This is a genomic window from Streptomyces sp. NPDC006368, from assembly GCF_040612535.1.
In the GTDB taxonomy this organism is placed as follows: Bacteria; Actinomycetota; Actinomycetes; order Streptomycetales; family Streptomycetaceae; genus Streptomyces.
Genome location: NZ_JBEXQK010000023.1, coordinates 21011 through 40561, shown reverse-complemented (window position 1 = coordinate 40561; position 19551 = coordinate 21011). Strand labels below are relative to the sequence as shown.

Here is a 19551-nt window from a genome sequence, read left to right as displayed (position 1 = left end):
CCCGACTGGCTCCTGACTTCGCCGGCTCCGGGCGCCTGAGCTCCGGGGGCTGTCGGCCCCTGCCGCCCAAGCTGCCGTCATGTGGAAAGAAGCGGCTGCCGGAGCCTTGCCGGACGTGGAGTTCCGGCCACCCGTTGACGTGGCGGCGTTGGCTGAGGCGGAGCGGCGCCTGGGCCGATGCCTTCCCCCGCAGTTGACCGCGCTGCTGATGGAGACCGACGGGATGGCCGGTGAGTACGGGACCGGCGTCGTGTGGTCTCTGGACCGGGTCGTGGAGCAGAACCTGCTGTACCGGGCCCCCGGTACGTTCCGGGACCTGTACATGCCCTTTGATCCGCTGCTGTTCTTCGGCGACAACGGCGGCGGCGACCAGTTCGCCTTCGTGGTCACGCCCGAGCGTCCCGATGTCTTCGTCTGGGACCACGAGACCGACAGCCGGCTGTGGGTCGCCCGGGAGCTGGAGGACTACCTGCGTCGTTCCCTCGCGGGCGATGACGACTGGTGGCGGTAGCCGAGCGTGCCCGCAAGCCGGTCGGCCGGTCCGGGGACCTCGTACCGGTCGTGCGGGGTGCCGCCCGCGCGGGTTCGAAAGCCGTGACGTCCTGGACGCCGCCCTTTCGAAGGGGCCGCTCCTAACCAGCCCCCCGCACCCGGTAGCGGCGCTCCGGGCGGCCCGTGCCGCCGTAGCGCAGGGTCACCTCCGCGCGGCCCGTCGCCGCGAAGTACTCGAGGTAGCGGCGGGCGCTCACGCGTGAGAGGGAGCCGGCCTGCGCGCACTCCGTGGCCGACAGGCCCGAGGGGTGGGCCCGCAGGATGCGGTCGACCAGGTCGGCGGTGTGGGGCGCGAGGCCCTTGGGGAGGTCGCGGGAGCCCGGGGGGCGGGTGCCGAAGATCTGGTCGACGTCCTCCTGGCGCGCCTCCTCCAGCGCGTCGAGGCGGGTGCGCAGCGACGCCGCGTGCAGCAGTTGCTCCCGCAGCGCCGCCTGGTTGAACGGCTTGATCAGATAGTGCAGGGCGCCGGCGCGCAGCGCCGAGCGGACCGTGCCCGCGTCCCGGGCGGCCGTGATGAACAGCGCGTCGGCGCCGTGCCCCGCCTCGCGCAGGGCGCGCAGCACCCCGATCCCGTCCATGTCGGGCAGATAGATGTCCAGCAGCAGCAGATCGGGGCTCAGCGCCTCCGCCGCGCGCAGCGCTTCCGCGCCGCTGTGCGCCACCCCGACGACCGTGAAACCGTCCACCGCGGACACATAGCGGCTGTGCAGCTTGGCGACCATGAAGTCGTCGTCCACCACCAGCACTCTCGTCACGGCGACACGCTAGGTCGCGACCACAACGACCACAACGTCCGTTGATTGCGGAAGGGAGACAGCTTCTTAACGCACGGGCAACATGTGGGCCACTTCACAGTCCGTACGAAAGGCGGCACACGTGCGAGTGCGCACACCCCTCGCCCTGCTCGGGGCGGCGCTGCTGGTGCTCGTGGGGCCACCGCTGCTCACCCCGGGCAGCGGCTCCGAGGCCGGCACCCGGATCCCCGGTCTGCGCTTCATGGTGCCCAACACCCCCGGTGGCGGGTACGACATCACGGCCCGCACCGCGGCCAGGAACGCCGAGGACGCGGGCCTCACCCACTCCATCGAGGTCTTCAACCTGCCCGGCGCCGGCGGCACCGTCGGCCTGACCCGGCTCGTCGGCGAGCACGGCAACGGCAAGCTGGCCATGTCGATGGGCCTCGGCGTCGTCGGAGCCGTACACACCAACAAGACCCCCAAGACCCTCGCCGACACCACCCCGATCGCCCGGCTCACCGAGGAGCAGGACATCGTCGTCGTCGCCGAGGACTCCCCGTACAGAACCATCCAGGACCTGCTGGCGGCCTGGCGGAAGAACCCCGCCAAGCTGCCGGTCGGCGGCGGATCGTCACCCGGCGGGCCCGACCACCTGGCGCCCATGCTCATGGCGCAGGCCGCCGGCATCGCCCCGAAATCGGTGAACTACATTCCGTTCGACGGCGGCGGCGAACTGCTCGCCTCCATCCTCGGCAACAAGGTCGCCTTCGGCGTCTCCGGCGTCGGCGAGTACCTCGACCAGATCAAGGCGGGCGAGCTGCGGCTCCTCGCCGTCACCGGCCCGAAGCGCGTACCGGGACTGGACGCACCGACCCTCCGTGAGGCCGGCCTGGACACCGACTTCACCAACTGGCGCGGCATCGTCGCCCCGCCCGGCCTCTCCGCCGCCGAACGCGACAAGCTCATCGGCCTCGTCGAGCGGTTGCACGAGTCGAAGCAGTGGCGGGACTCCCTGAGGAGGAACGGCTGGGACGACGCCTTCCTCTCCGGCGAGGCGTTCGGGGACTTCCTCGACGAGCAGGACCGGCGTGTCGAGTCCGTACTGAAGGAGCTGGGACTGTGAACACCCCCACGCCCTCGAAGGATTCGGCCTCCTCGAAGGGTCCCGCCGCCTCGGATCGTTCCGCACCCTTCACGCGTTCCCGGCCGCGCGACCACTCCGAACTCGGCGTCAGCCTCCTGCTGCTCGTCATCGGCGTGCTGGTCCTCACGGACGCCCTGACGATGACCGTCGAGATCACCCAGCGCGGACCCGTCGGCCCGAGGACCGTCCCGGTCGTCGTCGGCGCCGGGCTCCTGCTCGTCGCCGCCCTCCTCGCCGTCGACGTCCTGCGCGGCGGCCGTGGCGAAGCCGAGGGCGGCGAGGACGTCGACCTGTCCGAGCCGGCCGACTGGCGCACGGTACTGCTGCTCGCCGGAGTCTTCCTCGCCAACGCGGTCCTCATCGGCCCGCTCGGCTTCCCGGTCTCCGGCGCGCTGCTCTTCTGGGGCTCCGCGTACGCGCTCGGCAGCCGCCGCGCCGACCGCGACCCGCTGATCGCGGCAGTCCTCTCCCTCGTCACCTACGTCGTCTTCAACAACCTGCTCGGTGTCCCGCTCCCCGGTGGCCCGCTGATGGGAGTGCTCTGATGGATGCCTTCACCTCCCTCCTCGACGGCTTCGGCACCGCCCTCACCCCCATCAACCTCCTGTGGGCGGCGATAGGCGTCCTGCTCGGCACGGCCATCGGCGTGCTGCCCGGCATCGGGCCGGCCATGGCGGTCGCGCTGCTGCTGCCGGTGACGTACGGGCTGGAGCCGACCGGTGCGTTCATCATGTTCGCGGGCATCTACTACGGCGCGATGTTCGGCGGCTCCACCACCTCGATCCTCCTCAACACCCCGGGGGAGAGCGCGGCCGTCGTCGCCGCCATCGAGGGCAACCCGATGGCCAGGACCGGGCGCGGCGCGCAGGCGCTCGCCGCCGCGGCCGGCGGCCACTTCGTGGGCGGCGTGATCGGCACGGTCCTGCTGGTGGCGCTCGCCCCGACCGTCGCCGCCCTCGCGGTGGACATCGGAGCGCCCGACTACTTCGCCCTCATGGTGCTGGCCTTCATCGCGGTGACCTCGGTGCTGGGTTCGTCCAGGATCCGGGGACTGGCCTCGCTGCTGATCGGCCTCACCCTGGGCCTGGTCGGCCTGGACGGCATGACCGGCCGGCAGCGGCTCACCTTCGGCTCGCTCCAGCTCGCCGACGGCATCGACGTCGTCATCGTCGCCGTCGGCCTCTTCGCCATCGGTGAGGCGTTGTGGGTCGCCGCCCACCTGCGGCGCGCGAGCGGGGACGCGATCCCCGTCGGGCGGCCCTGGCTCGGCAGGGACGACCTCAGGCGCGCCTGGAAGCCGTGGCTGCGCGGCCCCCTCGTCGGCTTCCCGTTCGGCGCGATCCCGGCCGGCGGCGCGGAGATCCCCACGTTCCTGTCGTACGTCATGGAGAAGCGGCTCTCCCGGCACAAGGACCAGTTCGGGCGCGGCGCCATCGAGGGCGTCGCCGGGCCCGAGTCGGCCGCCTCCGCCTCCGCGGCCGGCACCCTCGTCTCGATGCTCACCCTGGGCCTGCCCACGACGGCCGTCGCCGCCGTGATGCTCGCCGCCTTCCAGCAGTATGGCATCCAGCCGGGACCGCTGCTCTTCGCACGCGAACCCGACCTGGTGTGGGGCCTGATCGCCTCCCTCTTCGTCGGCATGGTGCTGCTCCTGGCGCTGAACCTGCCGCTGGCACCCCTGTGGGCGAAGCTGCTGCGCGTCCCACGGCCGTACCTCTACGCGGGAATCCTGTTCTTCGCGGCGGTCGGCGCGTACGCGGTCGGCGGCGACCCCCTCGACCTGGTCATCCTGCTGATCATCGGCCTCATCGGGTTCGGCATGCGGCGCTACGGCCTGCCGGTGCTGCCCGCCGTCATCGGGGTCATCCTCGGCCCGGCCGCCGAGCAGCAACTGCGCCGCGCGCTGCAGATCAGCGACGGCAGCCCGACGGGGCTCGTCAACACCCCGTTCAGCTTGAGCGTGTACGCCGTGGTCGCGCTCCTGCTGGCCTGGCCCCTGCTGAGGAAGGTGATCGTCCGCCGCCGTAACGTGTCGGCATGACAGACGATCCGATCCGCCTCGCCACCGCCGATGACGTCCCCCGGGTGAAGACCGTGGTCGACGCGGCCTACCACCGCTACATCGCGCGGATGGGCCGCGTACCGGGCCCGATGAGGGCCGACCACGCGGCGGACGTGGCGGCGGGGAAGGTGTTCGTGACAGGCGACCCGGTGGTCGGCCTCGTGGTCCTCAGGACCGAGGCCGACCACCTGTACCTCGACAACATCGCCGTCCACCCGGACGCCCAGGGCGCGGGCGTGGGCCGCCGCCTGCTCTCCTTCGTGGAGGAGCGGGCCCACGAGCTCGGCCTGCCCGAGGTGCGGCTGCTGACGCACGCGCTGATGCGCGAGAACCGAGCGATGTACGCACGGTACGGCTACGAGGTCGACGAGCGGCGCACGGCGGACGACGGCGAGCGCGTCCACTACCGCAAGGCGGTCTGCTGATCCGCACCCGGCAGGCGCCTCTCGCGGGCGAGGGCCTCCAAAGCGTCCAGCGCCTCGCGGGCCGCCGCCGCGGCCGCCGGGTCCCGTTGCGCGAGCCCGCTCGCCTCGAACTCGTCCTCGTCCAGGCGGAGTACCTCCCGGCCGTCCGCCGACACCCACAGGTCGAGATCCAGGTCCTCCACGACGACCTCGGAACCCTCCACGGACGCGGGCCGGGTGACGTCGCAGTACCAGCCCTTGAGCACGCCGTCCCCGGTCCGGACCTCCTTCACCGCGTACCACCGGTCACGCCAGTAGTGCTCCGTGAGGACATCACCCGGCTCGAAGCGCACGAACCCGAAGTCCCGCACTCCGTCCGCCGCCCAGGGCGCGCGCACGGTCAGGCGCGTCCCGTCGTCCGTGACCACCACGGCCGGGTAACGGATCTTCGTACGCCCCGCCTTGACGAGGCGGATGTCAACCGAGCGTCCGGACATGCCGTACCTCCGTCGCGCACACCTGGTACCCGAACCACGCGTTGATCGCCAGCATCGGGCCGTTCTCCGCGTCGTTGTTGGTGAACGCGTCCGTGTAACCGGCGGCGCGGGCCCGGCGCAGCGAGTCCGTCTTGGCCAGCTTCGCCAGGCCCCGGCCCCGGTACGCGCGCAGGGTGCCGGTCATGCCCGACAGATAGCGCGTCCCGCCGTCCGTGTGGGCGGCGGTGAAGGCCGCCACCCGGCCGTCGACCGTCACGACCGTGGTCAGGTCACGGTCGAGGAGCGGGTTGTTCCAGGTGTTGGCCAGCCAGTCCCCGTAGTCGTCCAGCGCGGCACCGATGTCGCTCGGCTCGTCCGCCGTCACCTCCGCGTCCGCCTCGAACATCGGCCTCGGATCGGCGGCGTAGTCGGCGGCGGTGCGCAGTGCGACGCCCGGCGGGAGGGTCCCGGGCGGCTCCGGCAGGGTGCCACCGGCCAGGTCGAGCCGCTGGAAGTGCGCGGAGCGGGTGGGCCGGTAGCCGCGCTTGACCGCGAAGGCCCGGAAATCCGGCTCGTCCAGCACCCAGGCGTACACGCTCTTCGCGCCCCCGGCCGCGAGGTGCTCCTCGGCGGTACGCAGCAGCAGGCCGCCCGCGCCGTGCCCGCGGTGGTCGGGGTGGACCTGCGGGTTGGCGTACGACCGCCCGGGTGTCTCGGACTCGTGGGCGATGCCCACATGGGCCGTACCGACGATCTCGCCGTCCTTCTCGGCTATCAACAGCCGGTACTTCGCGGCCGGGTTGGCCGATGCGACACGGGAGAGGACGGCCCGCTCCGTCGTCACCTCGAAGGGCAGCGCGGCGCGCCGTGCCCGGGTCACGGCCTCGGCGTCCTCGGGACGGAAGTCACGCACCATCACAGTCATGGGGACGTACGGTACGCGCGGACCGCCGTGACCGCCTCCCCATTTCTCCGCGGCGTGCGGGACAATCGGCCCGTGACCTTGAAGATCTCCATCGACGCGGGGTCGTCGACCGCTCCGTACGAACAACTGCGCGCCCAGATCTCGGAGCAGGCCCGCTCCGGCCGGCTCCCGGTCGGTCAGAAGCTGCCGACCGTCCGCGGCCTCGCGGAGGAACTGGGCCTCGCCGCCAACACGGTCGCGAAGGCGTACCGGGTGCTGGAGGCGGACGGAGTGATCGAAACCCGCGGCCGGGCCGGTACGTTCGTCGCCGCCGCCGGTGACGCCGCCGCCCGTCAGGCGGCCACGGCCGCCACCGCGTACGCGACGGAGGCCCACCGCCTGGGCCTCACCCGCGCCGACGCCCTCGCGGCGGTGACGGACGCACTGCGCGCGGCGTACGGCGACGGCGACCGCGACACCCCCTAGCCGACGTCGACCCTGCTCTCCCCCGACCGGAACCGGCGGCACACGGTCCCGCCCGCGGCCGTTCCCGCGCGGGCGGCCCGGAAGCATCCGAGTGACCCACCGTGTGTCACCGCTCCCCGTATGCCGCTTTTGGCCAAGCTGTCCCGATAGCGGGCGGCGCACCACGGGGGCCGATTCCGCGGCGGGCACGGCCCGGCCCGGTGCGCGCCCCGCGCTGTCCCGGACCCGTCGAGACGCAGAAGAGAGGCCGTCGGCATGGAGACGATCGCGCTGTCGGGAACCACGGGCTTCCTGGGGTGTCACCTCCTGGCCCGGCTGCTGTCCCGGGGGCACGCGATCATCGCCCTGGTGCGCGACGCCCCCGACCTGGCGGCCGGACGCCTTCAGCGGGTGCCGGACTTCGCGGGCCTCACCGGCGCAGAGACGTATCTGCGCAGCGGGCAGTTGCGGACCGCGCGGGTGAGTCTCGACCAGCCGCGTCTGGGGCTGGAGCCCGCCGCGTTCCGGCGGCTGGCCGACGAGGTGGACGCGGTGTGGCACTGCGCGGCGTCCACCAACCTGGAGGCCCCGCTGGAGACGGTCAGCCGGGTGAACGTCGAGGGCACCCGGCACATGCTGGACCTCGCCGCCGCCGGCCGCCGGCCCTGACCGGCACCGGCACCGGCCGTGGGGCGGAGCGCTACAGGTACAGCCCGGCGTCCCGGCCCTTCGGCTGGTCCGGGACCGCCGCCGGGCCGGTGCCTCGCCGCAGGGCGTAGAGCTCGGCCAGGGTCGCGCCGTCACGGCCGACGGCCTCGTCCCGCCCGGGAACCTCCCGGCCGAGCCAGGCCATGGCCTCCGGCCGGGTCAGCGGGCCCACCTCGATGCGGGCCAGGCAGCGGCCGGGGCGGACCACCGCGGGGTGGAGGCGTTCCAGGTCCTCGTTGGTGGTGACGCCGACCAGGACGTTGCGGCCCTGCCCGAGCAGACCGTCCGTCAGGTTCAGCAGCCTTGAAAGGGCCTGTCCGGCCGTGTGCTTCGCCTCGCCGCGGATCAGCTCGTCGCAGTCCTCCAGGAGCAGCAGCCGCCAGCGGCCCTTCGCGGTTCCCTCGTCCTCGCCGATCGCGATGTCCATCAGATAGCCGACGTCGTTGAAGAGCCGCTCGGGGTCCAGGACGCAGTCCACCTGGCACCAGTCGCGCCACGACCGGGCCAGCGTGCGCAGCGCGGACGTCTTGCCCGTACCCGGCGGCCCGTGGAGGAGGAGCAGGCGGCCGGCGATGTCGTCGGGGGTGACCTTCATCAGCCGGTCCATCGCGTCCGCCACCGGCGCCGAGTAGTTGGCCCGCACGTCGTCCCACGCCCCGGCCGCGATCCGGCGCGTGGTGCGGTGCGGGCCGCGGCGCGGTGACACGTACCAGAAGCCCATGGTGACGTTGTCGGGCTGCGGTTCCGGCTCGTCCCGCACTCCCTCCGTGGCCTGCTTCAGGACCCGCTCGGCCAGCTCGGCGCCGACCGCCGTGACGGTCACGTCGGCGCCCCGGTTCCAGCGGGAGATCAGCAGCGTCCAGCCGTCGCCCTCGGCGAGCGTCGCGCTCCGGTCGTCGTCGCGGGCGGCGCGCAGCACCGTGGCGCCGGGTGGGAGCAGGGTCGCGCCCGGCTTGAGACGGTCGATGGTGGCGCTGTACGAGTACGGCTGCTCGCCCGTCGCGAAGCGTCCGAGGAACAGCGCGTCGACGACGTCGGAAGGGGAATCGCTGTCGTCGAGCATGAGCCGGATCGGGAGCGCGTCCTGGGGGTTGGCAGACATGCGCCCATGATCCGGCACACGCGCGTCCCACGCACCGTGTTTACGTGGGCGGTTCACCGCCGCGTCTCATGGGACCGGTTCACGGGGGCGGCCCACGTTCGCCCGGTGGCCGCCCACCGATCCGGAGAAGGGGAACCCGGGGACTGCCGTCACGCCGTCGCGCGGGGGACGCACGGGACCTCAGCGGCGCCTCCCCGCCGGCGGATCGACGCTGATGGCTCCCGCTGCGGCGGCGAGGCGCGGGGCGGGGGCGGCGAAGTCGGGGAAGAGGCCGAATGGAGTAGGCGACGGCGCGTCGCTTTTCGCCGGTGACGGCACGGAACCGGCGTCGCGGCGGCCGGCCTCCGCCCGCAGGCGCTGGGAAGGGGTTGTCGCCGTCAACTCAGCGCGCGCGCCGACGACTTACCCCTCGGAGGGGCCGAACACCGGTCGACGGCCTCCGTGTCCGGCGCGGGGGCGACGGGCCGTCAGTCCCCGTGCATCGGTGCGCCGTACGCCGTTCGCCCGCAGGTATTGGCATGGACACCGCAAGCTGATACGACAACTCCGGGCAGAAATACTGCTATGGGAGGTTCCATGAAACTGTCCCGAGCCGCGGCATTGTCCTCCTCACTCCTCCTGAGCGCCGTCCTCGCCCTCACCGGGGCGGGGGCGGCGCAGGCCGACTCATCGGCCGCAGCCCTCGACTACGCAGCCCTCGGCGACTCGTACTCCTCCGGAGTCGGCGCCGGGTACTACGACAGCGCGAGCGGCAACTGCAAGCGCACCACCCGCGCCTACCCCGCCCTCTGGGCGGCCGCCAACGCCCCCTCGTCGTTCGCGTTCACGGCCTGCTCCGGAGCCCGTACGACGGATGTGACGGCCACCCAGCTCGGCCCGCTCTCCGCCGCCACCGACCTCGTCTCCCTCACCGTCGGCGGCAACGACGCAGGCTTCGCCGACGTCATGACCACCTGCGTCACGCAGTCCGAAGCCACCTGTATCGCCCGCGTCAACGAGGCGAAGCGCTATGTCGACACCACCCTGCCCGGACGCCTCGACACCGTGTACTCGGCCATCAGGAACAAGGCCCCCTCGGCGCACGTCGTCGTCCTCGGCTACCCCCGCTTCTACCAGCTCGGCGGCGGCTGCGTCGCCGGCCTGACCGAGAACGAACGCCGCGCCATCAACGGCGGGGCCGACCACCTCAACGCGGCGACCGCCAAGCGCGCCGCCGACCACGGCTTCACCTTCGCCGACGTCGTCCCCGCCTTCACCGGCCACGAGATCTGCTCGGGCGCCTCCTGGCTGCACAGCGTGAACTGGCTCAACATCGGCGAGTCGTACCACCCCACCGCCTCCGGGCAGTCCGGCGGCTACCTGCCGGTCTTCAGGGCCGCGGCGTGACCGTGGGCGGCTGATCCGACGGGGACGTCCCGTCGGTGGGGCGCTCGTCGTGGCACGTGACCGAGAACCCCACCCAGTTCGACCGTGTCGTGACCGGGCTCCGGACCTCCAGCCGGACCCGGTCGCGGTGCGTCCCACCCCCGCCGTACGTCAGCTCCGTGTGGCGAACCTGCTGCTCCCTGCCCCCGTCCGCCCGGAACTCCACCGTCCGCCACTCCGACTCCGAACTCTCGCCGCTCTCGGTCACCCAGCGGTAGCCGACGGAGGCGGGCGTACGGCCCACCGTGATCGTCCCGGTGAAGGCCGGGGCCTCTTCGGCGGGCGGCGGGCACATCCCGCTGTAACTCCCGCGCACCGCCCTGGCGTACACCAGCACCGACTCCCGGGGCGGGGGACCGCTCACGGCGTCCGTGGGCGTGGAGCCGGTGCGCGTCGGGGTGGGGGTGACGGTCTCCGGCGGGACGCCGCTGCTCACCGAACCGCCCTGTGGGCCGGACGCACCGGGCGACACGGCGCCGGCGCCTGCGGTGTCCCGGCCCTCCGGGCGCAGCAGCGCGTACGTGAGGCCGCCGACCGCCAGGAGCAGGACGGCGACCCCTGCTACGAGCACGGCCACCGCCCGCCGCGGCGGACGGTCCGGCACCGGTGCCGTCGGCGCGGTGTCACCCGGAACACGCCCCCGGCCCGTCGGCCCGCCGGACGGCACCCCGGCGACCACCGGCACGTACCCGTCCGGCGACGCCGGCGGAGCCGTACGCGCGGTGCCGCCCGCCCCCACGGCCCGCAGCTGCCGCGCCGCCTCCTCCGCCGTGAGCCGCTCGGCCGGATCCTTGCGCAGCAGCCCCTCGATGACCGGCGCCAGCGGGCCCGCCCGGCGCGGCGTCGGCAGCTCCTCGTCGACCACGGCGCGCAACGTGCCGAGCGGGGTGTTCTGGCGGAACGGCGAGTTGCCCTCCACCGCCGCGTACAGCAGGACGCCCAGCGACCACAGATCGGACGCCGGCCCGGGCGTCCGCCCGAGCGCCCGCTCCGGCGCCAGGAACTCCGGCGAACCGATCAGCTCACCGGTCATGGTGAGGTTCGACGTGCCCTCCACCATCGCGATCCCGAAGTCCGTCAGCACGACCCGGCCGTCGTTCCCCAGCAGGACGTTGCTCGGCTTCACATCCCGGTGCAGCACCCCGGCCTCATGCGCGGCGCGCAGGGCCGCGAGCACCTCCGCCCCGATGTGCGCCGCCCGCCGGGGCGGCATCGGGCCCTCGGCGTCGAGCGTTTCGGAGAGCGTCACCCCGCGCACCAGCTCCATCACGATCCAGGGCCGGCCGTCCTCGGTCGCCACGTCGTGGACGGTGACCACATTGCGGTGCGAGACCCGCGCCGCCGCCCACGCCTCCCGCTCCAGCCGCGCGTACAGCCGCCGCTCGTCCGTGACGCCGAGCCCGGCGGGCGCGCGCACCTCCTTGACGGCGACCTCGCGGCCCAGCACCTCGTCGCGGGCGCGCCACACGACGCCCATGCCGCCTTCGCCGAGCGGGCCGAGGAGTCGGTAACGCCCCGCGACCAGCCGTTCCCCGCCGGGCGTCTCGGTCACGGGCAACCCCCTTCAGGCGATGCGGCGAAAACCACTCCATGCCGGCCGAACACGTCCCCGCTGGGAACGTGTCCAACTCGCCCTGGAATCATGCGTATTCGGAGAGTAATCGTCAACACCCGTATGTGCGTGGTGAATCACTCCGCCGGGATACACGCAAGGGACGCGGGGACGATAGGGTTAACCTGCCCCGGGCAGGGTGTCTTTCGTACGGGTGGGGAGTGACATGGAACGGATAACTGTGCGCAGCAGGGCACGCGTGCCTGCGATCACCTGCAGGACCAGCGCGACGAGTTCGCGGCTCGACCGCCATCTCGCGGTTCTCGGCGGCCCGGCCGTCCCGCAGCGCGAGACGGTCGAGGCGACGCTGCTGATGCGGGAACTGACGACCCGCGACGTGGCGCACACCCGCACGAGCAAGAGCGCCCGCGTCAAGCTCTTCGCGCCGCTGCGCCGCCTGCGCCGCTCGCTCTTCGGCAACCACGGCTGACCGGGGCGGAGGGCACCCGACCGGTCCTCGCGGCTCGCGTCGCCCCTCCCGCGCCCCCGCCCCGCTCACGCCCGCGGCCGGCCCTCCCCTCCGGCCCTGCCCCACCCGTCACCGGGGCCTGCGCCCCGGACCCCTGCCGGGGGAGGGCTGTGCGGGGGCCGGCGCCCCCGGCGCCCCTCGCCGCGGCGGCTTTGCGCCGCCCCCGGCGGAAGCCCTTGGCAGGGCGAACAGTGAGGAGTCACCCAAGGTGGTCCGCACGCGGCAGGCGGCGCAGGGGTGGAGCCGAGCAGGGTCGTCCTCGCAGCGGGACGGCGGCACAGCCGGGGCACTCAACACGAAGGGCCCAAGGCAGCCGGCCCCGTGAGGGTGCCCCCTCCGGGGGAGAGTCGAGCCCGGAAGGCCCCGCCCCCCGCCGAGGGCCGCCACCCCGAGGAACGGCAATGCACCGAGACCGTCCACCCGGTGGTGGCCGCACCCGGGGCGCCGCCCGGCAAGGCACCGCGCCCGCCCCCGCCGGGGGCCGCCGCCCCGAGGAACGGCAACGCATCGAGACCGTCCACCCGGTGGTGGCCGCACCCGGGGCGCCGCCCGGCAAGGCACCGCGCCCGCCCCGCCCACCTGCGGGGGCCGCCGCCCCGAGGAACGGCAACGCACCCCACCCGTCAGGCGATCACGCCCGCCCGGCGTAGCTCAGCCCGGGTTTCCTCCGGGACGCCCAGCTCCGTCAGGACCGCCTCCGTGTGCGCGCCGAGCGACGGGACCGCGCCCATCCGCGGCTCCGGGCCACCCGGCAGCGTGATCGGCGGGAGCATCGCCCGCAGCGGCCCCGCCGCCGTGTCGACCTCCCGCCACCGGTCCCGCGCCGCGAGCTGCGGATGGGCCGCCACGTCCGCGACCGTGTTGAGCCGGGCGCACGCGATCCCCGCCGCCTCCAGCCGCTCGATCGCCTCCGCCGTCCCCAGCGCGGCCAGCGTCTCCGCCACCACCGCGTCCGTCTTGTCGCGGTGCGCCACCCGCGCCGTGTTCGTCGCGAACGTCGGGTCGTCGCCCAGTTCCGGCCGCCCCAGCACCTGTTCGGCCAGCCGCCGCCACTCGCGGTCGTTCTGCACCGACAGCAGCACCTGCCCCCCGTCCGCCGTGGGGTACGCGTCGTACGGCGCGATGACGGCGTGCGCGACCCCCGTCCGCGGCGGGGCCTCGCCCCCGTGCATCCCGTGGTGCAGCGGATGCCCCATCCACTCGGCGAGCGACTCCAGCATGGAGATCTCCACCGGCCCGCCCCGCCCGGTGGTCGCCCGCCGCAGGAGCGCCGCCAGCACCCCCGAGAAGGCGTACATCGCCGCCGCGATGTCGGCCGCCGGGATCCCCGCCTTGACGGGCTGCTCCGGTGTCCCGGTCACGGAGACGAGCCCCGCCTCGCACTGCACGAGCATGTCGTACGCCCGCTTGTGCGCGTACGGCCCGCCCGCCCCGTACCCCGAGATGTCCACCGCGATCAGCCGGGGGTGTGCCGCGCACAGGGTGGCCGCGTCCAGACCCAGCCGCGCCGCCGCGCCCTGTGCGAGGTTCTGCACGAACACGTCCGCGCCCGCGACCAGCCGGCGTACCACCTCGATGCCGCGCGGGTCCTTCAGGTCGACGGCGAGGGACTCCTTGCCCCGGTTGCACCAGACGAAGTGCGAGGCCAGGCCGGCGGCCGCCGTGTCGTAGCCGCGGGCGAAGTCCCCGCCGTCCGGGCGCTCGATCTTGATGACGCGGGCGCCCAGGTCGGCGAGCTGGCGCGTGGCGAACGGCGCGGAGACGGCCTGCTCGACGGCGACGACGGTGATTCCCTCAAGAGGGAGCGACGGAGTGCTCATGACGCCGTACCTATCGTGTACGTACCACCTTTGTCACCCCCGGCGACGTCCGCCGGCCGGTCCACCGCCACCACGTACACCGCTACAGGAGCGCCAGCTGTCCCTCCGGGCCCTCTTCCTCCCGGTCCAGCACGGAGGCGGGGCGGCGGGCCGCGTCCGGTGCCGGAAGCACGCCGGCCGCGCGCAGGTCGGTACGCGTGATCAGCGGCGCGTCGGACAGCTCCGGCCTCCGCGACTCCAGTTGGGACTGGAGGGCCAGGATTGTGATCAGCTCCAGCAGTTCGGACGTCCACTCCTGGGGCCAGGCGGCGGGCCGGATCGCCTCCAGGGTGCCCGGCTCGGCGGGAGCGGTGCGGTCCCCGAACCAGAGCTCCAGCATCCGGACCCCGCCCACCCGGTACTCCCAGGCCCCGGCCGGCACGGGCGAGACGCGGCCGGTGCCCACGTGCAGGGTCTCCCCGTCCGCGTCGTACGTGAGCTCCTCGGGGCGCGCGGGGATCGCCGCGCGGACGTAGGGGCGGCGTCCGCCGGGCAGGCGGGGGCGCTCGCCACCGCGCGCGCCGCGCAGCTGGACGTCCGTCATGCGGCGCCCCAGGACCACCCCCGCCGCCCAGAGCCCGGGCTCGGCGGGCAGCGGGACGGCGCACCCGGCGGGGGAGGGGCGGGCGGCGGCCACCGCCCAGGCCAGCACGTCCTCGGCGGTGACCTCGGAGCCGTACCGCTTGCTCAACAGCTCCGGTACCCCCGGTGTGACGTTCGGCGCCCGCCCGCCCGGCCGCCGGTACAGCGGGCGGATGCGGCCCGGGCGGCCCGCCGGGGAACGGCCGTCCGGCAGCGCGGCCGTCACCAGCAGCGCGGGGCCCGGCGCCTGCGGCACGCGCCCCCGCCCCCGCGGCACGTGCCCGTGCGCGTACCCCTGCTCGACGGCGAAGATCTGCCGCTCGTCCGCCACCCGCCACAGCTCGGGGCGGGCCACGTCGATCAGCCGGTGGTCGGGCAGCAGCCACTGCTCGTCGAACGGCCCATGGGCCAGCCGTACCGGCTCGGGGCACGGCCCGGCCTCCCGCGCCAGCCTCACCGTGCCGGTCCGCTGCCCGGGCAGCGCGGCGACCGAGCTGGTGAGCGTGCGCACCCGGGTCGGCCCGAACAGCGCCTCCCGCTCACCGCCCGCGGCCCGCAGCAGCGCGTCCCAGCGGGCACGCAGCGTCCGCGCGTCCGGGGCGACGACCCAGGAACGCCCGAGCCGCAGCGGCGCCACGGACCACGGCATGAGGTCGTCGAGCAGGGGCAGGTCTTCCGTCACGGCCTGCATGCTAGTGACGGCGCTCAGTCCGCCTCCACCGTGACCGTGAAGGAGAACCGGTCACCCCGGTACCGGATCCGCGCCACGTCCACCACCCGGCCGGACTCGTCGTAGGTGACGCCCGTGTAGTGCAGGATCGGCGACAGCAGCGGGACCTGGAGCAGCTCGGCCGTCTCCGGGTCCGCGAGCCGTGCCTCCACGGTGTCGGTGATCCGGCTGATCCGCACCCCGACCGTGTCCCGCAGCACCTTCGTCATCGGCCAGCGCTCAAGGTCGGCGAGGTCGATCCCGGCCGCGACCTCGGGGCGTACCGCGTTCTCGGCCCAGTTGGTCGGCTCGCCGGTCTCGCCGTCGCGGCGCAGCCGCTTGTACGCGACGACCTCCGCCGTGTCCGGGAAGTGCTCGGCGAGCTCACCGGGAACCGCCCGGGTGCCGTGGCCGAGGATCGTCGTCCGCTCGCCCGACTGCTGGGCGACGATCGCGTCGATCGAGCCGAGCAGCCTGCGCGGTGTGGAGCGCCGGGCGCCCGGCTCGATGAAGGTGCCGCGCCGCCGGTGCCGGCTGATCAGGCCCTCGGCCTCCAGCTCCTTGAGCGCCTGGCGCATGGTCAGCACGCTGACGCCGTAGTGCGCGGCGAGCTGCTCCTCGGTGGGCAGGCGCAGGGACGCGTCCGGCGTCCGGCCCAGTATGGAGGCGCGCAGGGACTGCGAGACCTGGTACCAGAGCGGCAGCTTCCGGTTCAGGACCAGCGAGTCGGGGGCGAAGGCGGTCACGGCATCTCCGTACTACGACGTACTACGGCCGAAAGTGGCGCTCAAGACCCTGCCATACGTCGTCGTAGCCCTGCTGCAGGTGGTCGGCGTTCGCCGCCTGGGCGGTGGTCGTCATCGGCCAGCGGGTCTCGAACATGAAGGCCAGCCCGTCGTCGATCTTCTGCGGCTTCAGCTCGGCGGCGCTCGCCCTGTCGAACGTCTCGCGGTCCGGGCCGTGCGCCGACATCATGTTGTGCAGCGAGCCCCCGCCGGGCACGAACCCCTCCGCCTTGGCGTCGTACGCGCCCTCGATCAGGCCCATGTACTCGCTCATCACGTTGCGGTGGAAGTACGGCGGGCGGAAGGTGTCCTCGCCGACCAGCCAGCGCGGCGCGAAGACGACGAAGTCGACGCCCGCGAGACCGGGGGTGTCGGACGGCGAGGTGAGCACCGTGAAGATCGACGGGTCGGGGTGGTCGTACGAGATCGTCCCCAGGACGTTGAAGGTGCGCAGGTCGTAGACGTACGGGACGTGGTTGCCGTGCCAGGCGACGACGTCCAGCGGGGAGTGGCCGTACGTCGCGGACCACAGGTTGCCGCAGTACTTGTTCACCACCTCCACCGGGCCGTCGACGTCCTCGTACGCGGCGACCGGCGCGCGGAAGTCGCGGGGGTTGGCCAGGCCGTTGGCGCCGATCGGGCCGAGGTCGGGGAGCTCGAACGGCCGGCCGTAGTTCTCGCACACGTAGCCGCGCGCCGTCTCGTCGAGGAGGTCGACGCGGAAGCGCACCCCGCGCGGGATGAGCGCGACCTCGCCGGGGCGGGCGGCGAGCAGGCCGAACTCGGTGCGGAGCAGCAGGCCACCGCGCTCGGGGACGATCAGCAGCTCGCCGTCGGCGTTGCTGAAGACCCGGTCCATGGGCGCGTCGGCGTGGTACAGGTGCACGGCCATGCCGGTGCGCTGGGTGGCGTCGCCGTTGCCGCCGAGCGTCCACAGGCCGGCCAGCCAGTCGGTGCCGGGTGCCGGGTCGGGGAGCGGGTTCCAGCGCAGCCGGTTCGGGTCGGGAACGGTCTCGGTGAAGGGAGCGGTGCGCAGAGCGCCGTTGTCGGTGCGCACGAAGGCGGGGTGCGCGGCCGACGGGCGGATCCGGTAGAGCCACGAGCGGCGGTTGTGGGCGCGCGGCTCGGTGAACGCGGAGCCGCTCAGCTGCTCGGCGTACAGGCCCAGCGGGGCGCGCTGCGGGGAGTTCCGGCCGAGCGGCAGAGCCCCGGGAACAGCCTCCGAGCTGTGCTCATTGCCGAAGCCGGAGGCGTACTCCAGCCCCTCGGCGATCTTCTGTGCCTGCTCCCGCGCCTGTTCCGTCATGGCGTGCTCCTGCCGCTCAAGGAATCCCACAGTGAATCCTATGTATGACCGTAGGATTCCGTGTCCCTCGCGTCAACGGGGCACGGCTTCGACGAATCCCGCGCCGGAGGGGTTCCCAAAGATGAACAAAGCTCTACTCTCACCGGCATGGCCCGCATGTCATGGACAGCCAGGCTCCTCTCCGTACTTTCCGTCCTCTGCGCCGCCCTGCTGCTCCTCGTGGGCGCGCCCCCCGCCCGGGCACACGAGGAACGGCCCGTCACCTTCCCCGATGGCTCCGGCAGCGTGCCCGTCCTGCGGACGGGGGAGCCGGACCTGCTGGTCTGCAAGACGGACCGGGCCGACTTCGCCCGCCGTATCGCCCGCTTCCCGGCGCCGCTGCGGGAGCGCAACGAGCGGCTCTTCGCGCGCTGCGCGAAGGACGGGTACCGGCACGTGCAGCAGGCCGTCGACGCGGTCGACCGGCCCGGCATGACCATCGCGATCCTGCCCGGGCTGTACGAGGAGGAGCCCTCCCTGCCGGCGCCCACGGGCGCGTGCGCCACGCTGGACGCCCCCGACTCGGCGTTCGGCTACCAGGTCCTGTCGTACGCGCAGCAGAAGCAGTGCCCCCACAACCAGAACCTGGTCGCCATCCTCGGGAAGACGAACCTCCAGATCGAGGGCACCGGCGCGGCGCGGACGGACGTCGTCATCGACGCCAAGTACCGCAAACTGAACGCCATCCGGGCCGACGGCTCCGACGGCGTCTACTTCCGCAACTTCACCGCCCAGCGCACCACCTTCAACTCGCTGTACGTCCTGGCCGCCGACGGCTTCGTCATCGACGACGTCCTGACCCGGTGGAACGACGAATACGGCTTCCTGACCTTCGCCAGCGACCACGGCCTGTACAAGAACTGCGAGTCCTACGGCAACGGCGACTCCGGCATCTACCCCGGCAGCGCCTCCGACATCAACGAGGGCCGGGGCTACGACGTCCCCCGCTACTCGATCGAGATCACCGGCTGCCGCAGCCACCACAACATGGTCGGTTACTCGGGCACCGCCGGGGACTCCGTGTACGTCCACGACAACGAGTTCGACCACAACATGGGCGGCGCCTCCATGGACAGCGCCTTCCCCGGACACCCCGGACTGCCGCAGAACCACGCCCGGTTCGAGCGGAACGTCATCCACGACAACAACCAGGACTACTACCGCCACGTCGCCGACGGAACCTGCGCCCGGCCGCCCGCCGCACGCGGCTACGAACAGGGAGTCGTGTGCCCGCAAATCTCCATGCCGCCCGGCTCCGGCATCATCACCGCCGGCGGCAACTGGAACCTGTACGAGGACAACTGGATCTACGGTCACCGGCGCACCGCCTTCTACCTGAGCGCCGTCCCCGCCTTCATCCGGGGGGAGAACGCCTGGTCCAAGCAGGCCGACACCTCCCACCACAACCGGTACGCGGGCAACCACCTCGGCAAGGACAAGGCGGGCAACACCCGGCCCAACCGCACCGACGTGTGGTGGGACGGCCAGGGCGGCGGCAACTGCTGGCAGCCCGGCACCGGCGCCTCGTCGCCCCGCACCCTGCCCGAGTGCGGCGCGCGGCGCGGGGACGTGTCGGGCGGGTCGGACCGGCTCGTCGGTGAGCCGGCCAAGCTGATCCAGCTGCTCGTGTGCGCCGACTACGACGTGGGCGCGCGGCGGCTCCCGGCCGGCTGCGACTGGTACGGCGCGCGGGGCGTCGAGCGCGTCGAGACCCAGGTGGCACTGGGCGTCGCCGCCGTCCTCGCACTGGTCGGCGGCGCCCTGTGGTGGCGCGGGGCGCGCACGAGCCGGCTCGCCGGGGCCGCGACCCTGCTGGGCGCGGCGGGGTTCGTCCTCGACGTCGCCGGGTCGACGACCGGCCTGGCCGCCGGGTACGTCCCGGCGCTCGCCCTGCTCCTCATGGGCGCCTGGTGGACCGGACTGGGATTCGCCCTGCGCCGCGCGGGTCGGGTCTCCCTGGGGTGGGTCACGGTGGTACTGGGCGCCCTGACGCTGCTGGACGCCTTCGACAAGGCGGTGCTCATGATCCCCTGGGTGCCGCTGAGCCCCGCCTGGCTGCGGGGTCCGGTGGCCGTGGTGTGGGTCCTCTGGGCGGTGGCCGCCGCCTCCGCTCCGGGCGGGGCGGGCGGGCCGGGCCGTGCGGGGACGGTCCCCGCCGAGGACCCGGACCCGGGGCCGGGTCCTCGGCCGGGGCCGGAATCGGACCCGCAC

18 protein-coding genes and 1 pseudogene are annotated in these 19551 nt (G+C 73.5%); 10 read left to right on the top strand and 9 right to left on the bottom strand.

Translation table 11 applies throughout. The annotated features are described in order from the left end of the window. Positions 1-79 precede the first annotated feature (79 nt). Positions 80-511 (top strand): SMI1/KNR4 family protein, encoded by a 432-nt coding sequence (locus ABZZ38_RS18570; protein ID WP_356740907.1) that lies wholly within the window; start codon positions 80-82, stop codon positions 509-511. 121 nt (positions 512-632) lie between these two features. On the opposite strand, the gene ABZZ38_RS18565 is transcribed toward ABZZ38_RS18570, so the two are convergent. Next, positions 633-1307 carry a response regulator gene (locus ABZZ38_RS18565; protein ID WP_356740903.1) on the bottom strand — a complete coding sequence of 225 codons (675 nt, stop codon included), beginning with the start codon at positions 1305-1307 and terminating at the stop codon, positions 633-635. Between the two features lie 121 nt (positions 1308-1428). Here ABZZ38_RS18565 and ABZZ38_RS18560 point away from each other — a divergent pair, with 121 nt between their 5' ends. Genes ABZZ38_RS18560 through ABZZ38_RS18545 form a run of 4 tightly spaced genes read left to right on the top strand, consistent with a single transcriptional unit; the run spans position 1429 to position 4920 of the window. Next, complete coding sequence (locus tag ABZZ38_RS18560) at positions 1429-2412, top strand: tripartite tricarboxylate transporter substrate binding protein (RefSeq protein WP_356740901.1); 984 nt, start codon at positions 1429-1431, stop codon at positions 2410-2412. After that, a complete protein-coding gene (locus tag ABZZ38_RS18555; protein ID WP_356740899.1) occupies positions 2409-2978 on the top strand; it encodes a tripartite tricarboxylate transporter TctB family protein in 570 nt (189 codons plus the stop codon). Before ABZZ38_RS18560 ends, ABZZ38_RS18555 begins: the two co-directional genes overlap by 4 nt. Beyond that, complete coding sequence (locus ABZZ38_RS18550; RefSeq protein ID WP_356740897.1) at positions 2978-4474, top strand: tripartite tricarboxylate transporter permease; 1497 nt, start codon at positions 2978-2980, stop codon at positions 4472-4474. The genes ABZZ38_RS18555 and ABZZ38_RS18550 overlap by 1 nt, the downstream gene beginning before the upstream one ends. After that, positions 4471-4920 (top strand): GNAT family N-acetyltransferase, encoded by a 450-nt coding sequence (locus ABZZ38_RS18545; RefSeq protein WP_356740895.1) that lies wholly within the window; start codon positions 4471-4473, stop codon positions 4918-4920. The genes ABZZ38_RS18550 and ABZZ38_RS18545 overlap by 4 nt, the downstream gene beginning before the upstream one ends. On the opposite strand, the gene ABZZ38_RS18540 is transcribed toward ABZZ38_RS18545, so the two are convergent. Next, a complete protein-coding gene (locus ABZZ38_RS18540) occupies positions 4899-5396 on the bottom strand; it encodes a DUF402 domain-containing protein (RefSeq protein ID WP_356740893.1) in 498 nt (165 codons plus the stop codon). The genes ABZZ38_RS18545 and ABZZ38_RS18540 overlap by 22 nt on opposite strands. Then, complete coding sequence (locus ABZZ38_RS18535; RefSeq protein ID WP_356740890.1) at positions 5377-6300, bottom strand: GNAT family N-acetyltransferase; 924 nt, start codon at positions 6298-6300, stop codon at positions 5377-5379. Before ABZZ38_RS18535 ends, ABZZ38_RS18540 begins: the two co-directional genes overlap by 20 nt. A 72-nt stretch (positions 6301-6372) precedes the next feature. On the opposite strand from ABZZ38_RS18535, the gene ABZZ38_RS18530 reads away from it, so the two are divergent. Together ABZZ38_RS18530 and ABZZ38_RS18525 are read left to right on the top strand one after the other, a co-directional pair. Then, the gene (locus ABZZ38_RS18530; RefSeq protein WP_356740887.1) at positions 6373-6765 is read left to right on the top strand and encodes a GntR family transcriptional regulator; all 393 of its coding nucleotides are present in this window, start codon (positions 6373-6375) and stop codon (positions 6763-6765) included. 255 nt (positions 6766-7020) lie between these two features. Beyond that, positions 7021-7413, top strand: a complete 393-nt coding sequence (locus ABZZ38_RS18525) for an SDR family oxidoreductase (protein WP_356740885.1) — start codon at positions 7021-7023, stop codon at positions 7411-7413. 31 nt (positions 7414-7444) lie between these two features. On the opposite strand, the gene ABZZ38_RS18520 is transcribed toward ABZZ38_RS18525, so the two are convergent. Beyond that, positions 7445-8554, bottom strand: a complete 1110-nt coding sequence (locus ABZZ38_RS18520) for a DUF5925 domain-containing protein (RefSeq protein WP_356740883.1) — start codon at positions 8552-8554, stop codon at positions 7445-7447. A 576-nt stretch (positions 8555-9130) separates the two neighbouring features. Here ABZZ38_RS18520 and ABZZ38_RS18515 point away from each other — a divergent pair. Beyond that, entirely contained in the window at positions 9131-9940 is an 810-nt protein-coding gene (locus ABZZ38_RS18515) for an SGNH/GDSL hydrolase family protein (RefSeq protein ID WP_356740881.1), read from the top strand. Here the strand turns inward: ABZZ38_RS18515 and ABZZ38_RS18510 are convergent. Then, complete coding sequence (locus ABZZ38_RS18510) at positions 9924-11531, bottom strand: protein kinase (RefSeq protein ID WP_356740879.1); 1608 nt, start codon at positions 11529-11531, stop codon at positions 9924-9926. The two genes, ABZZ38_RS18515 and ABZZ38_RS18510, sit on opposite strands and share 17 nt — an antisense overlap. 226 nt (positions 11532-11757) lie before the next feature. Here ABZZ38_RS18510 and ABZZ38_RS18505 point away from each other — a divergent pair, with 226 nt between their 5' ends. Next, on the top strand, positions 11758-12021 hold the full coding sequence (locus ABZZ38_RS18505) for a hypothetical protein (protein ID WP_356740877.1): 264 nt from the start codon (positions 11758-11760) through the stop codon (positions 12019-12021). A 662-nt stretch (positions 12022-12683) separates the two neighbouring features. Here ABZZ38_RS18505 and ABZZ38_RS18500 read toward each other — a convergent pair. From ABZZ38_RS18500 to hmgA, 4 genes are all read right to left on the bottom strand, one after another. Beyond that, positions 12684-13880 carry a CaiB/BaiF CoA-transferase family protein gene (locus ABZZ38_RS18500; protein ID WP_356740875.1) on the bottom strand — a complete coding sequence of 399 codons (1197 nt, stop codon included), beginning with the start codon at positions 13878-13880 and terminating at the stop codon, positions 12684-12686. A gap of 82 nt (positions 13881-13962) precedes the next feature. After that, positions 13963-15192, bottom strand: coding sequence for a type ISP restriction/modification enzyme (locus tag ABZZ38_RS18495; RefSeq protein WP_356740873.1), 1230 nt, complete (start codon positions 15190-15192; stop codon positions 13963-13965). A 14-nt stretch (positions 15193-15206) separates the two neighbouring features. Next, positions 15207-15956, bottom strand: a complete 750-nt coding sequence (locus ABZZ38_RS18490) for a GntR family transcriptional regulator (protein ID WP_356740871.1) — start codon at positions 15954-15956, stop codon at positions 15207-15209. Positions 15957-15978: 22 nt separating this feature from the next. Beyond that, complete coding sequence (gene hmgA, locus ABZZ38_RS18485; RefSeq protein WP_356740869.1) at positions 15979-17301, bottom strand: homogentisate 1,2-dioxygenase; 1323 nt, start codon at positions 17299-17301, stop codon at positions 15979-15981. A gap of 156 nt (positions 17302-17457) precedes the next feature. Between hmgA and ABZZ38_RS18480 the strand changes: the two are divergent. Beyond that, positions 17458-19449: pseudogene (locus ABZZ38_RS18480) on the top strand (right-handed parallel beta-helix repeat-containing protein); the annotation flags it as partial. Positions 19450-19551: the final 102 nt, after the last annotated feature.